This is a genomic window from Desulfovibrio sp. ZJ746 (assembly GCF_011039155.1).
Lineage (GTDB): Bacteria > Desulfobacterota > Desulfovibrionia > Desulfovibrionales > Desulfovibrionaceae > Desulfovibrio.
Genome location: NZ_JAAKEK010000001.1, coordinates 108186 through 129751, shown reverse-complemented (window position 1 = coordinate 129751; position 21566 = coordinate 108186). Strand labels below are relative to the sequence as shown.

The following is a 21566-nucleotide window of genomic DNA, read 5'->3' as shown; positions in this document are numbered from 1 at the left end:
TCAAGATACTGTTCACGGCCGGCGGCGTCAAGGCGCCACCCTCCCGGGGCCACGCCTTCAGGGGCCCCGCCAGGCCCCCTGGCCGGGCCCGGCCGCATCCCGCAGGAACGCCATGCGTCGCCCCTTGCGTCTCCTCTTCCGCGTCGTGCTTGTGGCGCTTCTCGGGCTCTCGCTGCTCATGGGCGCGGGCTGGTGGTTCCTCCAGCGTGACCCCGGGGGCCTCATCAACCGCTATCTGGGCGAGGCCGCCCGCAGCCACGGGCTTGAGTTCAGCATGGGCGCCGTGGACGTGAGCCTGTGGCCCTCGCCGGCCGTCGCCGTGAGCAATGTGCGCGTGGAGCGGCCTGACATCACGCTCTCCGCGGCCTACCTCACCGTGCGCCCCGACCCGTTCGCCCTGTTGCGTGGCACCTTTTCGCCATGGAGCGTCGGCCTCGTGCGCCCCAGGCTGGAGGCGCGCCTGGACGCACCCCTCGGCGAGCCCGGGGAGCTTGCGGAACGGCTGCGGGCGTTCCTCGGCGGCGGGGAAGGAAAGGCGCCCGCGGCCCCGCTGGCTTTTCTGGACGGAAGCTGCCGCCTTGAGATCACCCAGGGCGACGCGCGCCTCACGGGCCCGGACGGTGCGGGCCTTTCGCTACGCGGCCTCCAGTGCCGGCTCAAGCTGGCGCCCCCGGGCGAGGCGGGGGGCGCGCTCCAGTTCGCGAGCCTGCGCTACTTCGCCCAGGACGAGACCGTGGCGAGCCTTGAGCGCTTCCGCCTTGAGGGCCGCAGCGACCTTGCCGAGCCGCTCGGCGCCACGCCGGGGCTGAAAATGGGCGCCACCCTCCACGCAGGGGACTGGCCCGGGCCTGTGCGCCTTGATCTTGCCTTCAAGGGCCAGCCCGGCGGCTGGAACGGCAGCTTCGCGCTCGATTCCAGCCTCTCCCTCGGCAGCGCCGCGAACGAGCTCATCCCGCTCACCATCGACGGCACGGCCGCCATGGCCAAGGGCGCCCGCGACATGGACCTGCGCGGCGTCACCTTCGCCCTGGGGGCGGACAGCGGCCGCCTCGACGGCACCTTGCGCCTCTCCGGCAGCGGGGGGCCGGCACTCAAGGGCAGCCTGCTCCTCCACCGCGCGAGCCTCACCCAGTGGCTCGGCTTCGCGCGCAATCTCGCCCCGGGGCTGCAACTGGCCCTCGACAACGTGACCGAGGCGAGCGTGGACTTCGAGCTCGACGGCGAAGGGCTCAAGGCGCCGCGCATCTCGGCCGTGTGCGCGGGCGCGCGCTTCACGGGCAGCGGCGGCGTGCCCTCGTGGCGGGCGCCGGAGGTGGTGCTGGACCTGGCCTCCAAAAACGTCAACCTCGGCCTCGCCCTGCCCGAGGCCGTGGCGAGGCCGCCGGAAAACGTGCACTTTTTCCACCCGCCGCTCACGCCCATGCCCGGCGAACCGCTCAAGCCCGGCGAGACCGGCATCAACTACGACATCCGCCTCGCGGCGGAAACGGTGCGCTACGGCCCCCTGACCATCACGGGCGCGAAGACGCGCATCTACCCGGGCAAGCTGGACACGAACGGCCTTGAAGACGTGCTCATCGAGGCCGAGGCCGCCCTTTACGGCGGCAGCTTCCGCGGGCAGTGCATCCTCGGCGGAAGCAAGGCGACCCCCTATGCCATCACGGCGCAGGTGCGCGGGGTCAACGGCGCGCCGCTCGCGAAAGACCTGCCCGTGCTGCCCTTCCGCAGCGGGCGCTTCCGCGCCGACGCCAATGTGCAGAGCCAGGGGCGCGAGCTCGACCTCTTCCTCTCCAAGCTGCGCGGAAGCGTAAGCGTGCGCGGCGAGCAGGGAGCCCTTGCCGGCGTGGCCGCGGGGGCTTTGGCCTTTTCCCGGCTGGAGGCGGACATCGCGCTGCGCTCCGGCGTGTGGCGCTCAAGGCGCCTCGGCCTCGACGGGGCGTGGAAGCTCAGGCTGGAAAATGCCGGCCTCGACGGCAACGCCGAGCTCGACGGCAGGCTCTGGTTCGGCGCCACCGAGGCCGGCGCGGGCATGGAATTCCAGAAGGTCCCGGCGAGCGGGAGCCTCAGGCTCGGGCCCGAGCTCTGCGGCCTCGATCAGGGCCTGCGCGCCACATGGCGGGCCGCCCTCGGCTGCCAAAGCGCGCGCAAGCGCCTCACGGCGGCCGGCCTGCATCTGGAGGCGCTGGCCGGCACCGTCACGGGCGAGCTCAGCTTCGAGGGCGCGGGGCCGGCCGTGCAGGGCCGCATCGACGCCAAATGCCCCGACCTCGCCCGCACCCTGCGCCTCATGGGCATGGCTTCGCCCAGGCTGCCGCAGGCCCTGCGCAGCCTCTCCTTCACCGGGGAGCTCACGGCCAAGCCCGAAACGCTGGGCCTTGCGAAGCTCAACGCCAGGACGCCGCAACTCGCCGCCACGGGCGCGCTCAGCCTCAGCCGGCGCAAGGGGCGGCCGCTCGTGGAGTTCGCCCTCGCCTCGGAAGCCGTGGACCTCGAAAAGCTGGCCGGGCCGGACAGGCCCGCCGCCAAGGCCGCCACAAAGGCGCAGGCCCGCGGCGCCCCGTGGGAATTCCCCATCCTGCGCGACTTTGACGCCAAGGGGGAGCTCAAGGTGCGCGACCTCTCCGGCTGGCGCTTCCACCTGAAAGACGTGGCGATGCCCGTGGCACTCGAGGCCGGGCGGCTCACCCTCGGGCCCGGCAAGGGCCGTTTTTACGGCGCCACGCTCCACAGCAGAAGCACCGTGGACTTCCGCAAGGCCATGGCCTTTGACACGAGCCTTGCGGTCACGGCCTTTGACCTCGGCGCCGCCGCCCGCGACCGCAAGGTGGAGGCCGTGCTCACCGGGCAGGCCAGCCTCGAGGCGGCCCTGCGCGCCAAGGATCTTGGCCCCGGGTGCCTCCCCGCGGCGCTCAACGGCGACTGGAGCTTCAGCGTGCGCAACGGCTCCTACCAGTCGCGGGGAAAGAGCGGCGAGCTCAAGGGCGAGCCCACGCGCTTCACCGTCGCCTCGGCCTCGGGCACCGTGCGCGACGGCGTGGCGCAAAGCAAGGACCTGCGCATCCAGGGGCCGACCCTCACTACCACGGGGAGCGGCAGCCTCAACCTCGTGAGCAGGACCCTCGACTGCAACTTCACCGTCAACATGAAAGGCCTGCCGGAATTTCCGCTGCGCGTTTACGGCAGCGTGGACAAGCCCAAGACCTCCATCGGCGCGGGCAAGCTCATCCTCAACACCATCACCGGCATCACCACGGGCTTCGTGGACATCCTCGGCGGCATCGTGGAAGGCACCTGGAAGCTCTTTCGCTGAGCGGCCTAAGGCTTGATGTAGGCAAAGCCCTCGCGCTGAAGGCGCACCACCTCCACAAGGCCCGCGGGCACCACCCGGCAGCCGGGCCAGAGGCGATCGTGCGCGATGTCGTTCTCGGCGAGAGCGTTGGCGCAGACCTTGAAGCGCACGCCGCGCTGCATGAGCCCGGCGGCCTTGGCGCGCAGCTCGTCAAATTCGCCGCCTTCCGCCGCGAACAGCGTCGCGCCGCCGCCATTGGCGACCACGTCGAGCTGGAAGCTCTCGCCGGCAAGGCCGTTAAGATAGTTTTCGGCATTGCGGAGCACCAGGGCGAGAATGGCGGGATCCTTGGCGTCAAGGTGCAGGCAGACATCGTAGTTCATGGCTCCTCCTCCAAAAGCGTGCCCTCGGGCGGGCGGTTGCGACACGAAAGACAGCACGCGGCAGGTTAACAGAGGCCCGCGCCCCTGCCAAGCCCGCTGCCGCCAGCAGCGCGCAAGGCCCCGGCATTGGTCACAAATGCTTGCGCGCCGCGCCCTCTCGGGCTAGACTGCGGCCACCATGCGGCGCGCATCCGGGCTCTTCCCCCACTTCGGAGCGGCGTTCCGGCGGGCGCCGGGACGGCTGGCCCTCCTTTTGCTGCTTCTGGCCCTGTTGGGGCAGCTCGGCGGTTGCGGCCTGCTGGCCAAGAATACCGACCCGGGGGCGCAGGGCGCGGATACGGCGCGGGGCGCCTCCCAAAACGGGGGGGCAGGCGAAGGCGGCCCGGCCGAGGGCGCTGGCGCCGAAGCCGCATGGGACAGCGACCCGGTGCCCTATACCGTGGACATCGAGGTCGCCGGCGACCCGGACTCCCTCAAGAGCAAGATGCGCGACGCGAGCCAGCTCATCAAGCTCGTCAAGGAGCCGCCGGACAGCCTGCTCGCGCTCGAGCGGCGCGCCCGCGCCGACGAGGAGACGGCGGTCAAGCTTCTCCAATCCCAGTGCTATTATGACGGCAAAGCGGAATTCAGCATCGACGAGGCCGCGACCCCCGTGCGCGTGACGCTCACCCTCACGCCCGGGCCACGCTATACCGTGGGCCGCGCCGACGTGCGCTACGAGCCCAAGCCCGTGGTGCCCGAGGCCTTTTTGCACCGAACGCGCGTCACCGGCTTCTGGGGGCTGGAGCGCGAGGAGCTCCCCGCGCCCTCCTTTCCCGACGCTGTTCCCGGCGTGACCGTGGGCGAGCCCATCGTGGCCGACGCCATGCTGGCCGCCGTCGCGGCCATGCCCGAGGCCCTGCGCCGCACGGGCTATCCGCTCGCCAAGGTCACGGAGAGCCGCTACACCCTCGACCGGGCCGACCGCACCCTCAATGCGGACATCGTGATCAACCCGGGCCCCCCCGCGCTCATGGGGCCGGTGCTCATCCACGGCAACAAGGAGGTCAACACCTGCTACCTCGAACGGCTCGTCCCGTGGACGCCCGGGGAAGAGCCGTGGGACGACGAGCTGCTCACCGACTATGCCAATACCCTGCGCGGCCTCGGGCTCTTCCGCTCCGTGGAGGCCGAGCCCGTCGCCGACGACATGAAGCTCGAGCACCGCGTTCTCGGGGCTGACGGCAGCGAGGGCGACGTGGGCATCGTGCCGGCGTCCGTCACCGTGGCCGAGGGGCCGCCGCGCTCGGTGAGCGCCAGCGCCCGCTATGATTCGGACACGGGCTTCGGCGTGGAGGGCACCTGGGAGCACCGCAACCTCTTCCACAACGGCGAGCGCCTCACCCTTGACGCGCCCATCTCGCAGCAGGAGATCGGCCTCAAGGCCGCGTTCGAGAAGCCGGCCTTCCTCCAGCGCGGCCAGCGGCTGCTCGCCAACGGCTCGGCCCTGTGGGAAAATACGGACGCCTACCAGCAGGAAGCGCTCAAGGGCGAGGTCGGCATCGACCGGCGCCTCGCGCGCCAGTGGTGGGGCGGCATCCACTTGGGCGCCGAGGGCGGCTGGCTCAAGGACAACGAGCACGAAAAGCGCCCTTACGGCGTCATCGAGCCCAAGGCCGGCCTCAGGCACGACAGCCGCAACAACAAGCTCAACCCGAGTAGCGGCATGGAGGCGGAGCTCAAGCTCATCCCCTTCAGCGGCTTTTATGAGGAATTTTTCGGCGCCTTCGCCACCACCCTCTCCGTGGCGGGCTTTTACGCGCCCTATGGGAAAAAGCCGGACGGCAAGATCGACGACAGCCTCGTGCTCGCCGGCCGCGTGGAGGGCGGCGCCATGCCCGGGGCCTCCTCGCTGAACAGCATCCCGGCGAGCCTGCGCTATTTCACGGGCGGCGCGGGCTCGGTGCGCGGCTATGCCTACCAGGCCATTGGCCCGCGTGACAAGAAAGGCGACCCCCTGGGCGGGCGCTCCTACCAGGTGGTCAACCTCGAGGCGCGCTTCATGGTGGCCGAAAATGTGGGCATCGTGCCCTTTCTCGACGGCGGCATGGTCTACAAGGACGAATTCCCGCACATCATCGGCGACATGGACTGGGGCACGGGCCTCGGCTTCCGCTATTACACGCCCATCGGGCCGGTGCGCCTCGACGTGGCCACACCCCTGCACAGGATCGACGGCGACCCGCCGGTGCAGTTCTACATCAGCATAGGGCAGTCCTTCTGATGGCCTGGTTCTGGAGAAAGAAACAGCCCGGGGACGGCGCCGCGCCGGAGGCCGTCCCGCAGCCGAAGCACCGCCGGCGCTGGCTGCGCCGCTGCCTGTTCGCCGCGCTCGCGCTCGTGGTGACGGCGCTCGCCGCCGTGGCCGGGGGGCTCTACTGGGCATGCCAGACCGAAGCCGGCCAGGCGTGGCTCGTGAAGACCGCCAACGCGGCCCTCGAAAGCAAGGACGGCGGCCTTACCCTGCGCCTGACGCGGCTCTCGGGCTCGCTGCCCTTTGATTTCACCTTCGGCCTCCAAGCGGCCGACGCCCACGGCGTCTGGCTCACCGCACCTGACAACCGCATCCTCTGGAACTGGCGGGCGCTCCCCGGCGCCGTGCGCATTGAAAGCATCGCCGCGCGGCGCCCGGTGCTCACGCGCCTGCCCGATTTGCCGCCCGCGCCGGAGCCCGAACCGCCCTCGCCGCCCCTGACGCTTCAGGACGTACAGGCGCTCCTCGGCAAGGTCGCGGGCATCTTCCGCAAGCCGCCCTTCTGGCTGCCCGGGGTCTTTCTCGCCGCCACGGTGGAGGAAGCGCGCTTTCCCGCGGCGCTCATCGACGCAAAGGCAGCGTCGCCAACCGTTGGGGGGGCGCCGGACGCCGGGGGGGCACCCGCCACGCCGCCCGGCGCCGAACTGCGCGCGGACGCCGGTCTCACGGTGAGCTTCGAGGCCGCAAAGGGCGCCACGGTGGACGCCACGGCCAAGCTCGCCGGCGCGGACGCGCAAGAGGTGCGCGTCGCCGTGCTCGGGCTCAGCGAGGCCAAGGTCAAGGCAAAGGTCACGGCGCACGCGGATGATGCCGGCCCGGGGCTTGCCGCCGGCGCGCGGGTGGAGGCGCAGCTTGGGGCGCCCGCGCTTTTCGTGACCGGCCTCCCCGAAGACCTGCTCGGCTCCGCGGCCGTCCTGCACCTCGCGCTGGATGCCAGGGAGCTCGGGGACGCCGCGAGCACGCCGTCCGTCAGCCTGCGCGGCCCCAATCTCGCCGCCGGGCGCGTGAGCCTTGAGGGCGAGGGCTCGTGGCAGGCCGCTTCCGGCTGGAGCCACGGCGAGATCGACGGCCCGCTCGCCCTGCGCCTTGCGGCGGCGCTGGCACCGGGCGCGGCGGAGGGGCCGGCCCCCGATGCCGCTGCCGGCGACCCGCTCGCCATGTTCCGCGCGCCGCTCAGGCTCACGCTTTCCGCCGGCGGGGCCCTGCCCGCGCCTGACCTCGACCTCAGGCTTGCGTGCGCCGAGCTCGTCGCCGGCGGCCATCGCCTCGAGGGCCTGGCCCTCGCCGTCAGCGGCAAGGATCTCGCGCTGCCGCTGGATGGCGCCTTCCCCCCCGCCAGGGAGACGGGCATCGACCTTGACGTGGCCGCCACTTTGGACGGCCATGCCCTCACCACCCGGGGGCACTTCTTCTACGCCGCGGCGGAGGACGCCGGCGCCGGCGAGCCCCGCGGCCTGCGCGCGGGCGTGCGCGACCTCATCCTCCACGCCGCGGGCGTGGGCGGCGAGGGCGCCCTCACGGCCCTGTTGCCGCACGGGGGCTCGCCAGCGCTGGACGGCGGCCTGCGCCTGCATGTGGAAGACTGGGCCGCGCTCTCGGCGCTTGCGCCCGGCATGGCGCTCACGGGCGAGGCCAGCGTGGAGCTGGATCTTAAATCGCTTGCGCCCGCGGGCGCGGACGACCCGGACGCGTCCGGCGTCGCCCCCTCGCAGGACGCGCGCCTCGCCTGGCGCATCCCGCGCTTGGGCGTCAGGGAAAGCGCCGGCAAGGAAGTGGCCCGGGTGCAGGGCCTCGCCGGCGAAGCGCGCCTCAGCGACCTTTTCCGCCACGCGGCGCTCGCCTGCCGCCTCGACCTTCAGGAAGCGCGGGCATCGGGCATCCGCCTCGGCGCGAAGCTCACGGCCGAGGGCCCGCTGGCGGGCCCGCTCAACGCAAAACTGTCCACCACGGGCGATGTGGCCGCGAAACTTGACGCGGCGTGGCAGCCGGGCGAGGTGCTCCTGCGCGTGCTCGATGCCCGCGCCACCCTGCCGGCCTCGCTCACGGGCAGCCAGCCGGCGCGCCTCGGCGCGAGGCTCGAGCGGGCGGCGCGGCTGCGCTATGGCCAGGGCGGCTTCGGCGTGGATCGCCTCGACCTCGCGCTGACCCCATCGGGGCGCCTCCATGCGCAGGGGGGCCTCGCGCCGGACAAGCTCGACCTTGACCTCAGTCTGGCGCGTCTCGAGCTCAAGCCGTGGAGCGTCCTCGTGCCTTCGCTGCCATCCGGCGCCGTGGACATCAGCGCCAGGCTCAACGGGAGCCCGGCGCGGCCGTCGGGCCGCTTCCGCGTGGGCGTCTCCAGCCTGAAGATCCCCGGGAGCCAGCTGGCCCCGCTCTCGCTCGCGCTCACGGGCGGTATCGAGCAGGCCCGCCATGGCGGCATCCTCTCGGCGCGGCTGGAGCTCCCGCAGGCCACGCTCAAGGCCCTCGGCGGGGACGCGGCCCGCGTGGCCGCGCGCGTGCCCCTGCTCTTCGGGGTCGACGGCATCCCCAAGCCGGACATGGCTGGGCAGCTTTCGGCGCAAGTGCGCTGGGACGGCGCCCTCGGCCCCCTCTGGAGCCTCGTGCCCATGGCCGACCGCCGCCTCAACGGCCGCATCGCGCTCAATGCCGACGCCGGCGGCACCCTCGCGGCCCCGCGCGTCCGGGGCGGCGTCCAGATCAACCAGGGCCGCTTTGAAGACCTCATGCTCGGGGTTTTGCTCACGGACATCACCCTGCGGCTGAACCTCGACGACAAGGGCGCGGCCACCCGGGGAGGTCTGCCCGGCAGCATGCGTCTCAACCTCTCCGCCTCGGACGGCCGCGGCGGCAAGGCCTCCATCACCGGCACGGGCGCGCTCAACGGCACCGGCCTTGACATCAAGGCCAGCATCGACCGCCTGAGGCCGCTGCGCCGCCGCGACGTGCACATCATGCTCTCGGGCAACGCCACGGTCAGGGGCAGCGCCACGGCGCCCGATGTGGCCGGCGAGATCATCGTCAACCAGGGCGAGGTGCTGCTCAACAATATTGAAATGGGCGGCAGCATCACCACGCTCCCCATCAGCACGGCTCCGGCACCAGAAAAGAAGGCCGGCAAAAACGCCGCCAAGCCCGCAGCAGCGTCTGCCCCGAAACCCGCGGCCGCCGCCCCGCAGGGAAACCTCCATATCCGCATCATCATGCTGCCGCGCTTCATCGTGGAGGGGCGCGGCCTCACCAGCCTGTGGAAGGCCAACCTGCTCGTCACCGGGCCCCCGTCCGACCCGGACATCACGGGCAGCGTGGAGGCCGTGCGCGGCAATTTCGACTTTCTCGGCAAGAATTTCGCGCTCACGCGCGGCCTTGTCACCTTTGCGGGCGGCGCGCTCTCCGACCCGCTGCTGGACATCGAGCTCACCAACGAAACGCCCGACCTCACCGCCCACATCCTCGTCACCGGCACGGTGCGCAAGATGAAGCTCAGGCTCACGAGCGACCCCTCCCTGCCGCGCGACGACATCCTCTCGCGGGTGCTCTTCGGCAAGAGCGTCAACGAGCTCGGGCGCCTCGAGGCGCTCCAGCTGGCCGGGGCCGTGGCCCAGCTCGCCGGCTTCGGCGGCGGGGGCGGCGGCATCTTCGGCGCGGCCAAGAAGGCGCTCGGCGTGGATGTGCTCAGGCTTGGCACCTCCCCCACCGGCGGTGCCGAATCCGGCGACGACGACGCCGGCGGCACCACCCTCGAGATGGGCAAGTACCTTACGGACAGCATCTACATGGGCATCCAGCAGGGCATGAAGCCCGACAGCACGGCCTTCATCATCGAGTGGGAACTGACCCCGCGCACGAGCATGGAGATCCGCACCGAGCAGCAGAACACCTGGGGCGGCATCAAATGGAATTACAAATACTGAAAAACGGCTATCGGCGGAAGCGCCCATGAGCAACGAGCACCCAGAGCACCCCGGGCACCGCGGCAAGGGCCGCCCCCGCGGCTTCGACCGCGAACAGGCGCTCCACGCCGCCCTCGAACTTTTCTGGCAGGAGGGCTACGAGCCCGCCTCCGTGGCGCGGCTCTGCGAGGTCATGGACATCAAGCCCCCGAGCCTCTACGCCAGCTTCGGCAACAAGGCGGCGCTCTTTCTCGAGGCGGTGCGCCATTACGAGCAGGCGTACTGGCAGGAACCTTCCGAACGCTTCCTGGCCGAGCCCGACATTTACCGCGCGGTGGAAGGGTTTTTCACCACCGCGGCCGGCATCCTGCTCTCGCCTGAAACGCCCTGCGGCTGCATGCTGGTGCTGGCGGCGGTGAACATCTCCCCGGCCGAGACGGAGATCATCGCCGCCATCCGGGAAATGCGCATGGCGACCAAGGCCATGTTCGCGGATCGCCTTGCCCGCGCGGTCGCGGAGGGCCAGCTCCCGGCCGGGACGGATGTGACCGCCCTCGCGGGCGCCCTCAATGCCCTGCTGGAGGGGCTGTCGCTCCAGGCGCGCGACGACCTCTCCCGGGAAGAGCTGGGCGCCATGGCCGCCCGCGCCGTGCACCTGTTGCCCCCGCGCCCCGCAGCCTGAATTTTCGCCACGCGCTCCGCGCTTGACATTTATTTAGTATTCAATAAACAAGTATTCGGGCGCACGCAGCGGGCGCGATGGACCCGCGCCGCAAGAACCGCGTGCTAGCGCCGCATTCCTTCATCTGCAACCGCTCAAGGCAGGGGGACGAACATGGGCAAGAACATCCTCATCCTCAACGGCAGCCCGCGGCTCAAGGGCAATACCGTCATGCTCTGCGACGCCTTCACCCGCGGGGCGGAAAGCGCGGGCCATACCGTGACCCGCATCGACCTCCAGAAGCTGGACATCCACGGCTGTCTCGGCTGCATGAAGGGCGGCAAGGATCCGGCCAGCCCCTGCGTGCAGAAAGACGGCATGGAAAAGGTCTATCCCGCCTATGTGGCCGCCGACATGGTGGTGCTGGCCTCGCCCATGTATTACTGGGCCATTTCCGGCCAGCTCAAGACCGCCTTCGACCGCCTCTTCGCCGTGGCCGAGTGCAACCCCGACTACGCCAACCCGCGCAAGGAATGCGCCCTGCTCATGGCCGCGGAAGGCGACACGCCGGACAACTGGAAGCCCGTGCTGGACTATTACAAGGCGCTCACCGGCTTCCTCAAGTGGAAGGACCTGGGCTATGTGTTCGCCGGCGGCGTCCTCGAGGCCGGCGCCATCGCGGGCAAGCCCGTCCTGGAGGAGGCGCGCGCCTTCGGCGCCGCCCTGTAATCCCGGCGCCCGCGAAAAATTCGCCGCCCCTGCCCGGGTCACAACGGGCCGGGGCGGCGTTTTTTTCGGGCCGCTCTTTCTTGCCAGCTTCCCTGGGGCCGCTAGCCCCGCCGCTCCCACCAGGGTTCTTTATAGTCTTCCACGTCGAAGCGGCGACCCTTGAAATAGAAGTCGCGGTCGGCCTCGGTGATGGCCCGCAAGGGGCGGCACGGATTGCCCGCGGCCAGCGTGTTGTCCGCAATATCGTGCGTGACCACGCTGCCCGATCCGATGACCACGTTGTCGCCCACCGTGACCCCGGGATTGATGACCACATTGCCCCCGAGCCACACATTGCTGCCGATGCGAACCGGCGCGCCGTATTCATAGCCTGAATTGCGGCTCTCGGGGTGCAGCGGATGGCCGGCCGTATAGATGGCCACATTGGGCGCGCAGAGCACATTGTCGCCGATGGTGACGGGCGCCACATCGAGAACCGTGAAGTTATAGTTGGCGTAAAAGCGCTCGCCGAGCTCGATGTTGAAGCCGTAGTCGCAGTAGAAGGGTCCCATGATGGTGACGGTCTTGCCGCACTTGCCGAGGATGGAGCGCAGGAGCGCGTCGCGCTCCTCTTCGGCGTCGGGCGGAAGATTGTTGTAGCGGTAGATCTTTTGGTGACAGTCTCTATAGAGCTCCCAAAGGCCGTCGCGCATGGGGATATACGGCAGCCCGGCCAGCATGCGTTCGCGCTGGTTCATGAAAAACCTCCTTTGAAAAGAGGGGCGGGCCCGACCTCAGCCGGACCCGCCCGAAGCTCGTGTTATTTCGTGCCGCGCCTAGATGAAGAAGGCCCAGGTCAGCAGGAGGAACAGCGGGACAAGGATGCCGCACGACCACATCATGTAGCCGAAGAAGCTCGGCATCTTGACGCCCTGGTTCTCGGCGATGGAGCGGACCATGAAGTTGGGCGCGTTGCCGATATAGGTATTGGCGCCCATGAACACCGCGCCGGCCGAAATGGCGATGAGGGTGGTCGCCATGTCGGTCATGAGGTGCTGCGCGTCGCCGCCCGCGGTGTTGAAGAACACGAGGTAGGTGGGCGCATTGTCAAGGAAGCTCGAGAGCGCGCCGGTGAGCCAGAAATACATGGCGTTGACGGGCTGGCCGTCCGGCGTGGAGACCATGTTGATGAGCGAGGCGAGCGCGCCCTCGGTGCCCGCGCGCAGGATGGCGATGGCCGGGATCATGGAGAGGAAGATGCCAAAGAAGAGCTTGGCCACCTCCTCGATGGGCGCCCAGGAAAAGCCGTTCATCTCGCGGCAGTGGCGGCTCGTGAACTTCCAGGAGAGGCCGGCGAGGCAGAGCAGCGCAAGGTCGCGCAAGAGGTTCTGGCCTTCCACGGGCACGCCGTAGACCTCGATCCATGTGCCGAAATTGATCATGCCCGAGGCGAGCACCGCCAGCACCACGCCGAGCAGGAAGAGCAGGTTGATGGTGCCCTCGAGGCCGAGCTTTTCCTCGGCGGCGTCGGGGTCATGCGGGGGCTGCGGGCGGCCTTCCTTGTTGAAGAGCACCGTGTCGATGATGAAGAAGAGGAGCAGCAGGGCCACGGCCATGCAGAGTGTCTTGAAGAAGAGGTGGGTGGTCGTCCAGAAGAAGCTCACGCCCTTGAGGAAGCCAAGGAAGAGCGGCGGGTCGCCAAGCGGCGTGAGCGAGCCGCCGATATTGGCCACGAGGAAGATGAAGAAAACGATGGAATGCACGCGGTAGCGCCGGTGCGCGTTGGCGCGGAGCAGGGGCCGGATGAGCAGCATGGCCGCGCCGGTGGTGCCCATCCAGCTGGCAAGCACGGTGCCGATGGCGAGCAGGCCCGTGTTCACCACCGGCGTGCCCACCAGAGTGCCCTTGAGGCGCACACCCCCCGCCACGGTGAACAGCGCGAACAGCAGCACGATGAAGGGGATATAGTCCAAGAGGATGATGTGCAGGAATTCATAGAGCGCCGTGCCCAGGCCGAACACGATGAAGCAGGGCACGAGGAAGGCGAGACCCCAGAACACGGCGATCTTGCCGAAGTGGTGCTCCCAGAAGTGGGGCAGCGCCAGCGGCATGATGGCGATGGAGAGCAGCATGCAGGCGAAGGGAATGACCCAGATGGCCGAGAGCGAGGCCCCCGGAATGGTGGGATGGCCTTCGGAGGCGAGGACCGCCTCGGGCGCCAACAGGGCGAGCGCCCCCAAGAGGATGGCCGGCACAAGCAGAGGCAATGAGCGGAGGTGTGACATCGTGCGCTCCTGTCTGGAGTGTGGCGCTCCCGCGCCGCAAGGTGGTTCCCCTTTGTGTAGGGCAATTTCCCGTGCTTTGCAATGCGCTTGCCCGCAAAGTTTTTTTCTGCCACATATGGGGCCGGCCGCGCGGCCTTTCCGCCGCGGCCGCCTCACAATGGAGAAGGCCATGCCCCTGCCCCACGCCGCGACCCCCGAGGACGAACCCGGGGCGCAGAGCGCATCCCCCGACGACACCGCCCGGTCAGTGACGCCGCGCCGCCGCGCGCGCCTGCGCCAGGTGCTCTCACAGCGCCAGCCCGACCTCACTCTCGTGCTCGCCAATATCCACGACCCGCACAATGTTTCGGCCATTTACCGCTCGTGCGACGCTTTCGGCGTGGCACGCGTGCACCTTTACTACACGAACACGCCCTTCCCGGCGCTCGGGCGCAAGAGCTCGGCCTCGGCGCGCAAATGGGTGGAGAGCGAGCGCCACCGCGACAGGGAGGCGCTGTTCGCGGCCCTGCGCGGCCGGGGCATGCAGGTGCTCGCCACCTCCTGCTCGCCGGAGGCGCGGCCCTTGCGCGAGTGGGACTTTCTCAGGCCCACGGCCGTCATTCTCGGCAACGAGCACGAGGGCGTGGACGAGTCCCTGCTGTCAGAGGCCGATGGCAGGCTCTACATCCCCATGCACGGCATGATCCAGAGCTTCAACGTCTCCGTGGCCGCGGCCATCATCCTCGCCGAGGCCGCGCGCCAGCGGGAGGCAGCCGGCTGGTACGCCACGCCGCGCCTGGACGCTGAAACGCTGGAGGCCACCCTGGCCGACTGGCTGCAACGCTGATTAGGCCTGTCAACTAATACGCAGGGGATAAAAATTACGACTCATCCAAGGCATCAGACAAAGGCTTTGGTTGAAAGCCGGTTAAGTCTGCCATACGTTCAATTGCAACCTCTAACTCACCGCCAAAGGGCGTCAGGAAGGACTCTACATCTGGCCGTACATGTATCCACGCTGTCTCAGTTCCCAATTGTCCCGTGTGCTGCCCACCAATAACATGTCTTTTCTTCCACAAGTCAATAATATCACGCTTCTCCAGTACCCAGCAATGAGCGCTATGCGGAGAAATCCCCAACAGTATCAGTATATTATAATTTTGATCTCGAATTTGTTGAAAACAATAGTCACCATTTTCCCATAATGTGGAAAATTTAATCTCTGTGCGAATACCTTCTACCAATCTATCGGCTTCTGAATCGCCAGACCGCGATACATTAAAATCATGCATCGTTAGCCACATGGAGACCATCTTTTCACCTATTGCGCCAATAGAACGCGAAGGTCTATGTCTAATCCAAGCAAAGGGACTATCATCCCATTGATGGTTATTTTTTAAATACTCATTTTTAACACGTGGCTAATATGGACTAACGCTTTATATTCCTGAGTATTGATATTCATATAAGCTCTCCTTGTATAATTTTAATTTTATTTCTAATTTTTTTATATCATTTGTCGTACATTTTATTTCCTCGAGTTTTTCACTCTCATTTGTAGGATTATAATTATTCCAATTTACATTAAATCCTCTAAATCTTTTCTCCATAGTCTCCAACGCTACAATATTGTTATCAACTAGAACACAGTCCCGGCCATTCCTATAAGCCGCTTCCCCCAAAGTACCACTTCCTGCAAAAAAATCACAGAGAATATCATCGGGATTTGAGTGGATTTTTACAATCCGTGAAATGATTCCTAATGGTTTTTGCGTTGCATAGCCGGTCTTTTCTTTCCCATTGGGGCTGACGATGGTGTGCCACCACACATCGGTGGGCGTTTTGCCACGCGCAGCCTTTTCAGGCCCCACGAGGCCCGAAGCCATGTAGGGGATGCGGTCCATTTCCTCATAATTAAAAGTATAATTATTGGGGTCTTTTGCATACCAGAGAATGGTGTCGTGCTTGGCCGACCATTTTCTTTTAGAGCGCGCACCATAATCATAGGCCCAAATGATTTCATTCATAAAGGATTCACGTCCGAAAATTTTGTCTATTAATACCTTGCAATAGTGTATCTCCCGATAATCCAGATGGAAAAAGAGGGAACCCTGCTTCTTTAAAATCCTGTGGGCGTGCACCATCCGCTTTTCAATAAAATTAAGAAAATCATCAAACTTATCCGCATACCCTTTTGTGCCCAGCTTGATGGTCTTGTATTTTTTCCCCTGAAAACCAACCCTGTCACCATCATCCGAAGCGACTGTCTTAATTTGTGTACGTTTTTGTACCTTCCCGGTATTAAATGGTGGATCTATATAGATCAAATCCACACTTTCGGACGGCAGTTTTTCCAGCACTTTGAGATTATCGTCAAAATATACAGTCAACTCTGGCATAAGTATTCCTTCTTATCCTAAAATTATGATTTTTTAGGATAACCTTTTTCAAGACGAGCAGCAAGAATCCGCCTGCGCCTATTCGCCCGCGAGGCGGCGCAGTTTTTCGTGCAGGCTGGCGGCCTTGGCGCGCCCGACACCCGGGAGCGCGCGCAGTTCCTCCTCGCTGGCCTTCGCCATGGCCTCCACGCTGCCGAAATGATCCCAGAGCAGGCGCGCCGTGGCCGGCCCCACGCCGGGGAGCCGCATGAGCTCGCCCGACAGCGCGGCCCCGCGCCGGGCGCGGCGGTGGCGGCCGATGGCGAAGCGGTGCGTGGCGTCGCGCACCTGCTGGAGGAAGAGCAGTTCCTGGCTGCCCTCGCGCAGGGGCAGCGCATTGACCCGGCCGGGCACGAAGATGCGGTCCGCCACGTTACCCGCGCGGCGGTCCGCATGGCCGTCCTCGTCGCGGGCCTTGGCGATGGCCGCCAGCGGGAACAGGCCTTCCTCCCCGGCTTCGGCGAGCGCCCGGCTCACGGCCGTGAGCTGGCCGCGGCCGCCGTCGATGAGCAGCAGGTCGGGCCACGGGGGGCCGCTCTCGAGGCGCCGCGCCACCCAGGCGTGGAGCGTGGCGTAATCGTCCGCGCTGTCGGGCATGGAATAGATGCGGTAGTCCTCCTTGCTGGGGCGCCCGTCCACATAGACCACCATGCCCACGCGCGCCTGCTTGCCGCCGGTGTGCGACACGTCCACGCACTCGATGCGGGCCGGCGGCTCGGGAAGCGAAAGCGCCTTGCCCACGCGCGCCAGCAGGGCCTCGCCGTCCTGCCCGCGCCGGCGCCGGGCCTCCTCGCGCGCATTGGAGGCCGCCATGTCCACCAGCTGGTTGTCCGCCGTGTTCTGCGGCGCCACCACGCGCACCGGCCCCCCGCGCTTCTCCGAAAGCGCCTGCTCCAGCACGGCGCGGCCGTCCTCGCCATCGGGGGCGCCTTCCCCTTCCCCGTCCTCCGCGAGCAGGTCGGGCGGCAGCCAGGGCACGAGGATGCGCGGCGGCGGCGTCACCGTGCCGTAAAACTGGGAGAGGAAGGAGGACAAAAGCTCCGGCGCGTCCTCGAAGCCCAGGCCCGGCCAGAAAAAGGCGCGCCCGTCCGTGACCGCGCCCCCGCGCACAAAGACGATGCCGAGGCCGAGACCCTTTTCCACCTCGGCGAGGCCGATGGCGTCCATGTCGCCGCCCGCGGGCATGATGGCGGCCTGGCGCTCCACCGTGCGCTCCACCGCGCGGATCTGGTCGCGCAGTCGCGCGGCGCGCTCAAAGTCCAGCGCTTCGGCGGCCTCCTCCATTTCCTTGCGCAACGAGCGCAGGAGCGGCTCGGCGCGGCCCTCGAGCACGGCGCACACGCGCTCCACGGACACGCGGTACTCCTCGGGCGTGACCTCGCCCATGCAGGGCGCCGGGCACTGGCCCATGTGGTGGTACAGGCAGGGGCGCACGCGGTTGCGCATGGCGCGGTCGGAGCAGCGGCGCAGCCCGAAGGCGCGGTGGATGAGCTTCCACGTTTCCCGGGCCGAGAAGGCCGAGGTGAAGGGCCCGAAATAGCGGGCGCCGTCGCGCCGGGCGTTGCGCACGATCTCGAGGCGCGGGAAGGGCTGCTTCACGTCCAGCCTGAAGAGCACATACTGCTTGTCGTCCCTAAGGACGATATTGTAGCGCGGCCGGTATTTCTTGATGAGGCTCGCCTCCAGCAGGAGCGCCTCTTTTTCCGTGGTGGTGGTGAGATAGTCGATGCTCTGCGCGTGCGCGAGCATGGCCCGCGTCTTGACCGGCAGGCCCTCGGGCCGGAAATAGGAGAGCACGCGCCGCCTCAGCACGCGCGCCTTGCCCACATAGATGACGCGGCCGCGGGCGTCCTTGTAGAGGTAGACGCCGGGCGTGAGCGGGATGGTGGAAGGGTCGGGCCTGTCCATGCGCCCATCTTACGCCGGCACGGGCGCCCTGCCAAGGCCGCCGGATGCGCCGGGCGCCCGGCGCCTTGCCTTGCCGGGCCAAGCGGCGCTATCCTGCCCGAAACGCGCGGCCACTGCCCACACGGAGCGCCCATGTTTTACGGCTGGAAGATCAGCACCCTCTGCCTTGCGGGCAACTTCCTGCTTCAGGGGAGCGCCCTCTATAGCATGAACGCCTTTATGGAGCCCCTGTGCGAGGCGCACGGCTGGACGCGCGTGGGCCTCAACATGAGCCTCGGCGTGGCGGCCTTCATGGGGCAGGCGGCGATGCCCCTGGCGGCGGCCGTTTCCGCCCGGCATTCTTTGCGTGGGCTCATGACCGCTGGCGCCGTGGCCGGCGGCCTCGCCACCTGCGCCATGGGCGTGACCGGCGACATCCGGCTCTTCACCTGCTTTCTCGTGCTGCTCTGGGTGGCCTCGCAGGTCTGCGGCGGCGTGGTGGCCAACGCGCTCATGAGCAACTGGTTCAGCCACTACCGCGGCATCGCCTTCGGCCTCGCCAATGCGGGCACCAACGTGTCCGGCATGGTGCTGCCCTTCATTACCCTGCTGCTCATCCGCCATTTCGACCTGCAAACGGCGTATTTCGTCCTTGGCGGGGCGACCCTGCTCCTCGCGCCGCTTTGCTGGGTGCTCGTGCGCCGCACGCCGCAGATGCTGCACCTGCACCCGGACGGGCGCCGCCACGACCCGCGCCCGCCCGAGGGGGTGCCGCGCCAGGTCTCGCTCGCGGCGCTCGTGCGCGACCCCGCGCCGTGGTGCATCGGCGTGGCCTTCGGGCTCGCGCTCATGGTCGGCGCCGGCATCCTGAGCCAGCTCAAGCCCCGCTTCACCGACATGGGCGCCGAGGCCTACACCGCCATGATCCTTGCCGGGGCCGCGGCCTTTTTCGGCATGCTCGCCAAGTTCTTCTGGGGCTGGCTGTGCGACCGCACCACGCCCATCCTGGCCTCGCGGGCGCTCATGATGGGGAGCGCCGCCAGCATGGGGCTTTTGCTGCTGCCGCCAAGCCTCGCCAGCATGGCGGCCTTCGGCTTCTTTTTCGGGGTGTCTCTTGGCGGCCTGTGGGTGGTGCTGCCGGCCGTGGTGGCCTATTATTTCGGCAGCGCCAACTTTCTCTCGGTCTACAAGTTCGTGGCCATCTTCATCCTGGTGCGCAGCCTGGGCTTCCCGGCCATGGGCCTTTCCTACGACCTCTGCGGGAGCTACGCGCTCTCCGACATCTTCTTCAGCGCGTGCCTCATCGTCGCGACGGCCCTCACCTTCTGCCTGCGCGAGGACAGGGCCGCGGAACGCCAGGCCCCCCGGCACGGACGCCGCTAACGAGAGAGCGGAAAGGCGCCGGCCTCAGTTCTTCAGGCTGTGGATGGGCGCGGGGATGCGGCCGCCCAGCGCGATGAAGCGGGAGGCGTTCCCGCCCGGTACGGCCATGATGGCCGCCTTGCCGAGCAGGCCCCCGAAGGAGACCTCCTCGCCCACGCCCTTGCCGGGCACGGGGATGACGCGCACGGCCGTGGTCTTGTGGTTGATGACGCCGATGGCCATCTCGTCGGCGATGATGGCCGAGAGCGTGGAGGCCGGCGTATCGCCGGGGATGGCGATCATGTCGAGGCCCACGGAGCACACGCTGGTCATGGCCTCCAGCTTTTCGATGGTGAGCTGGCCCGAGCGGGCCGCGGCCTCGATGCTCGAATCCTCCGAGACCGGGATGAAGGCGCCCGAGAGGCCCCCCACGGAGGAGGACGCGAAGCCGCCGCCCTTCTTGACCGCGTCGTTGAGCATGGCGAGCACGGCGGTGCTGCCCGGCGCGCCGATGCTGGAGAGCCCGAGGCTCTGGAAGATCTCGCCCACGGAGTCGCCCACGGCCGGCGTGGGCGCGAGCGAGAGGTCGGCCACGCCGAAGGGGATGCCGAGCCGGCTCGCCACCTCGGAGCCGATGATCTCGCCCACGCGCGTCACCTTGTAGGCCGTGGCCTTGATGACCTCGGCCATGTCCAGCAGGGTGAGGGGGCGCCCCTGCGCGTTGCAGCCGCGCTCCAGCGCGCGGTCGATGGCCTTCTTCACCACGCCGGGGCCGGAGACGCCCACGTTGATCACCACGTCCGGCTCGCCCACGCCGAGATAGGCGCCGGCCATGAAAGGCACGTCCTGCGGGATGTTGGCGAACACCACCAGCTTGGCGCAGCCGATGCCGCCGCGCTCCGCCGTGGCGTCGGCCACGCGCAGGATCTGCTCGCCCATGAGGGCCACGGCGTCCATGTTGATGCCGCTGCGCGAGGAGGCCACGTTGATGGAGGCGCAGACGCGCTCCGTGCGGGCGAGCGCGTCGGGCAGGGCCTCGATGAGCGCGCGGTCGCCCTTGGCGAAGCCCTTTTCCACCAGCGCCGAAAAGCCGCCGAGAAAGTCCACGCCCGCGTCCTTGGCGGCCTCGTCCAGGGCCTCGCAGACCGTAAGCATGCCGTCCGGCCCGAAGGGCGCGCCCACCACGGCGATGGGGCTCACGCTGATGCGCTTGTTGACCACCGGGATGCCGTAGCGGTCGCCCACCTCGTCGCACACGGCCACGAGCTGCGCCGCGTGGCGGCGGATCTTGGCGCGCACGTTGGCCACGAAGAGCTCGAGGTCGTGGCTCACGCAGTCGAAGAGGCTCACGCCCAAGGTGACGGTGCGCACGTCAAGGTGCTCGTTGCGGAGCATGTTCAGGGTGCTGGTGACTTCGCGTTCGGAAAGCATGGTGTTCGTGTCCCTTCTTGGCTTTATTTTGCTTCCAATTTGCTGTTGTGGCTGTGCTGAGCCGATAATGCCGAAATTATCCGTCAAAAACAGCCTTGCTTCAGCCGTTGCGACGAAGGAAGCTACGGATGAAGACAGCAGTTAGTTATCGCAGCAGCCAGTCAACCGAACCGCTGTCGCTATCCGTAAGGCTCGTGGACTCGCCAACGGCTAGCGCAATTTTTATCTTCCTTGCCAGCGCCGAAAAATCTTATTTTTTAGGATTCTTCCGGCACTAGCACCCGTCTTCCGCTTCGCTCCAGACGGACTTAAGGAATATCTATTTATACAGTAACTTATCCAGCACATCCTCAACTTTTCAGGCTAGAATGAGCTCACGCGGTGGACGGCCTCGAAAATGTCGCGGTGCTGGACGCTGACGCGGAGGTTGAGGTTGTTGGCCTCCAGCGCGAGCTCGCGGCGCAGGCGCCCCAGGTCCACCGTGTCCGGCACCATGACCTCGAAAACAAAGAGCGCCTTGCCCTCGCCACCCTCGCCAAGGATGGCCTTGAGGTTCTCGATGTTCACGCCGTGCCGTCCGAAGACCCGGCTCATCTCGCCGATGAGGCCCGGGCGGTCGGGGCCGTCCACCGTGACCACGAAGGGCTCGCAGTTGAGGCCATCGCCCCACTGCTCGGCGATGGCCGGCCGCACGAGGACGGAGAGGTCCACGCCCCCGCGCTCAAGCCCCTCCTCGAGGCGCAGGCGCAGGCAGTCCGCGCCGCAGGCGCCTTCGCCCCGGCCGGCGGCCATCCCTTCCGGCACGCTCACCACAAAGATGGCCGCAAAGGCGCCCGAAAGCATGGTCTGGGCCATGGCCTCGATATTACAACCCATGTCGCCGAAGAGGCGGCTCACCGCCGCCACCACGCCGGGGCAGTCCCGCCCGAGAAAGGACGCTGTGTATTTTTCCATCCT

The 21566-nt window shown here is 67.5% G+C and carries 15 protein-coding genes; 7 read left to right on the top strand and 8 right to left on the bottom strand.

Annotation, left to right across the window (positions count from 1 at the left end):
* The first annotated feature begins 112 nt into the window (after positions 1–112).
* Entirely contained in the window at positions 113–3310 is a 3198-nt protein-coding gene (locus tag G7Y54_RS00585; RefSeq protein WP_165075464.1) for an AsmA-like C-terminal region-containing protein, read from the top strand.
* A 5-nt stretch (positions 3311–3315) separates the two neighbouring features.
* Here the strand turns inward: G7Y54_RS00585 and G7Y54_RS00580 are convergent, their stop codons facing one another.
* A complete protein-coding gene (locus tag G7Y54_RS00580) occupies positions 3316–3672 on the bottom strand; it encodes a DsrE family protein (protein WP_165075459.1) in 357 nt (118 codons plus the stop codon).
* A 178-nt stretch (positions 3673–3850) separates the two neighbouring features.
* Here G7Y54_RS00580 and G7Y54_RS00575 point away from each other — a divergent pair, with 178 nt between their 5' ends.
* From G7Y54_RS00575 to G7Y54_RS00560, 4 genes are all read left to right on the top strand, one after another.
* Positions 3851–5935: an autotransporter assembly complex family protein gene (locus G7Y54_RS00575; RefSeq protein ID WP_165075454.1), complete on the top strand. Its 2085-nt coding sequence runs from the start codon at positions 3851–3853 to the stop codon at positions 5933–5935.
* On the top strand, positions 5935–9879 hold the full coding sequence (locus tag G7Y54_RS00570; RefSeq protein WP_165075450.1) for a translocation/assembly module TamB domain-containing protein: 3945 nt from the start codon (positions 5935–5937) through the stop codon (positions 9877–9879). Before G7Y54_RS00575 ends, G7Y54_RS00570 begins: the two co-directional genes overlap by 1 nt.
* Before the next feature lie 25 nt (positions 9880–9904).
* Positions 9905–10540, top strand: a complete 636-nt coding sequence (locus G7Y54_RS00565) for a TetR/AcrR family transcriptional regulator (RefSeq protein WP_165075446.1) — start codon at positions 9905–9907, stop codon at positions 10538–10540.
* 153 nt (positions 10541–10693) lie between these two features.
* Positions 10694–11248: a flavodoxin family protein gene (locus tag G7Y54_RS00560; protein WP_165075440.1), complete on the top strand. Its 555-nt coding sequence runs from the start codon at positions 10694–10696 to the stop codon at positions 11246–11248.
* Positions 11249–11349: 101 nt separating this feature from the next.
* Here the strand turns inward: G7Y54_RS00560 and G7Y54_RS00555 are convergent, their stop codons facing one another.
* Positions 11350–11985 (bottom strand): sugar O-acetyltransferase, encoded by a 636-nt coding sequence (locus G7Y54_RS00555; protein WP_165075436.1) that lies wholly within the window; start codon positions 11983–11985, stop codon positions 11350–11352.
* Between the two features lie 78 nt (positions 11986–12063).
* Positions 12064–13512, bottom strand: a complete 1449-nt coding sequence (locus G7Y54_RS00550; protein ID WP_165075432.1) for a sodium:proton antiporter — start codon at positions 13510–13512, stop codon at positions 12064–12066.
* 169 nt (positions 13513–13681) lie between these two features.
* On the opposite strand from G7Y54_RS00550, the gene G7Y54_RS00545 reads away from it, so the two are divergent.
* Positions 13682–14338 carry an RNA methyltransferase gene (locus tag G7Y54_RS00545; protein ID WP_165075426.1) on the top strand — a complete coding sequence of 219 codons (657 nt, stop codon included), beginning with the start codon at positions 13682–13684 and terminating at the stop codon, positions 14336–14338.
* Between the two features lie 34 nt (positions 14339–14372).
* Here the strand turns inward: G7Y54_RS00545 and G7Y54_RS00540 are convergent, their stop codons facing one another.
* The 3 genes from G7Y54_RS00540 to uvrC form a co-directional block, all read right to left on the bottom strand.
* Entirely contained in the window at positions 14373–14804 is a 432-nt protein-coding gene (locus G7Y54_RS00540; protein WP_165075418.1) for a hypothetical protein, read from the bottom strand.
* Between the two features lie 126 nt (positions 14805–14930).
* Positions 14931–15890, bottom strand: coding sequence for a site-specific DNA-methyltransferase (locus G7Y54_RS00535; RefSeq protein ID WP_165075415.1), 960 nt, complete (start codon positions 15888–15890; stop codon positions 14931–14933).
* Positions 15891–15968: 78 nt separating this feature from the next.
* Entirely contained in the window at positions 15969–17837 is a 1869-nt protein-coding gene (gene uvrC, locus G7Y54_RS00530) for an excinuclease ABC subunit UvrC (protein ID WP_165075412.1), read from the bottom strand.
* 132 nt (positions 17838–17969) lie between these two features.
* Between uvrC and G7Y54_RS00525 the strand changes: the two genes are divergently transcribed.
* Complete coding sequence (locus G7Y54_RS00525; RefSeq protein ID WP_165075408.1) at positions 17970–19199, top strand: MFS transporter; 1230 nt, start codon at positions 17970–17972, stop codon at positions 19197–19199.
* Between the two features lie 24 nt (positions 19200–19223).
* On the opposite strand, the gene G7Y54_RS00520 is transcribed toward G7Y54_RS00525, so the two are convergent.
* A complete protein-coding gene (locus G7Y54_RS00520) occupies positions 19224–20609 on the bottom strand; it encodes a PFL family protein (RefSeq protein ID WP_165075405.1) in 1386 nt (461 codons plus the stop codon).
* A 363-nt stretch (positions 20610–20972) separates the two neighbouring features.
* Positions 20973–21563: an ACT domain-containing protein gene (locus G7Y54_RS00515; protein ID WP_165075401.1), complete on the bottom strand. Its 591-nt coding sequence runs from the start codon at positions 21561–21563 to the stop codon at positions 20973–20975.
* Positions 21564–21566 lie beyond the last annotated feature (3 nt).

What these genes read in the sequence shown, in the direction of transcription:
- G7Y54_RS00585 (WP_165075464.1), top strand. Translation starts at nt 113, where the DNA reads ATGCGTCGCCCCTTGCGTCTCCTCTTCCGCGTCGTGCTTGTGGCGCTT.
- G7Y54_RS00580 (WP_165075459.1), bottom strand. Translation starts at nt 3,672, where the DNA reads ATGAACTACGATGTCTGCCTGCACCTTGACGCCAAGGATCCCGCCATT.
- G7Y54_RS00575 (WP_165075454.1), top strand. Translation starts at nt 3,851, where the DNA reads ATGCGGCGCGCATCCGGGCTCTTCCCCCACTTCGGAGCGGCGTTCCGG.
- G7Y54_RS00570 (WP_165075450.1), top strand. Translation starts at nt 5,935, where the DNA reads ATGGCCTGGTTCTGGAGAAAGAAACAGCCCGGGGACGGCGCCGCGCCG.
- G7Y54_RS00565 (WP_165075446.1), top strand. Translation starts at nt 9,905, where the DNA reads ATGAGCAACGAGCACCCAGAGCACCCCGGGCACCGCGGCAAGGGCCGC.
- G7Y54_RS00560 (WP_165075440.1), top strand. Translation starts at nt 10,694, where the DNA reads ATGGGCAAGAACATCCTCATCCTCAACGGCAGCCCGCGGCTCAAGGGC.
- G7Y54_RS00555 (WP_165075436.1), bottom strand. Translation starts at nt 11,985, where the DNA reads ATGAACCAGCGCGAACGCATGCTGGCCGGGCTGCCGTATATCCCCATG.
- G7Y54_RS00550 (WP_165075432.1), bottom strand. Translation starts at nt 13,512, where the DNA reads ATGTCACACCTCCGCTCATTGCCTCTGCTTGTGCCGGCCATCCTCTTG.
- G7Y54_RS00545 (WP_165075426.1), top strand. Translation starts at nt 13,682, where the DNA reads ATGCCCCTGCCCCACGCCGCGACCCCCGAGGACGAACCCGGGGCGCAG.
- G7Y54_RS00540 (WP_165075418.1), bottom strand. Translation starts at nt 14,804, where the DNA reads ATGGTCTCCATGTGGCTAACGATGCATGATTTTAATGTATCGCGGTCT.
- G7Y54_RS00535 (WP_165075415.1), bottom strand. Translation starts at nt 15,890, where the DNA reads ATGCCAGAGTTGACTGTATATTTTGACGATAATCTCAAAGTGCTGGAA.
- uvrC (WP_165075412.1), bottom strand. Translation starts at nt 17,837, where the DNA reads ATGGACAGGCCCGACCCTTCCACCATCCCGCTCACGCCCGGCGTCTAC.
- G7Y54_RS00525 (WP_165075408.1), top strand. Translation starts at nt 17,970, where the DNA reads ATGTTTTACGGCTGGAAGATCAGCACCCTCTGCCTTGCGGGCAACTTC.
- G7Y54_RS00520 (WP_165075405.1), bottom strand. Translation starts at nt 20,609, where the DNA reads ATGCTTTCCGAACGCGAAGTCACCAGCACCCTGAACATGCTCCGCAAC.
- G7Y54_RS00515 (WP_165075401.1), bottom strand. Translation starts at nt 21,563, where the DNA reads ATGGAAAAATACACAGCGTCCTTTCTCGGGCGGGACTGCCCCGGCGTG.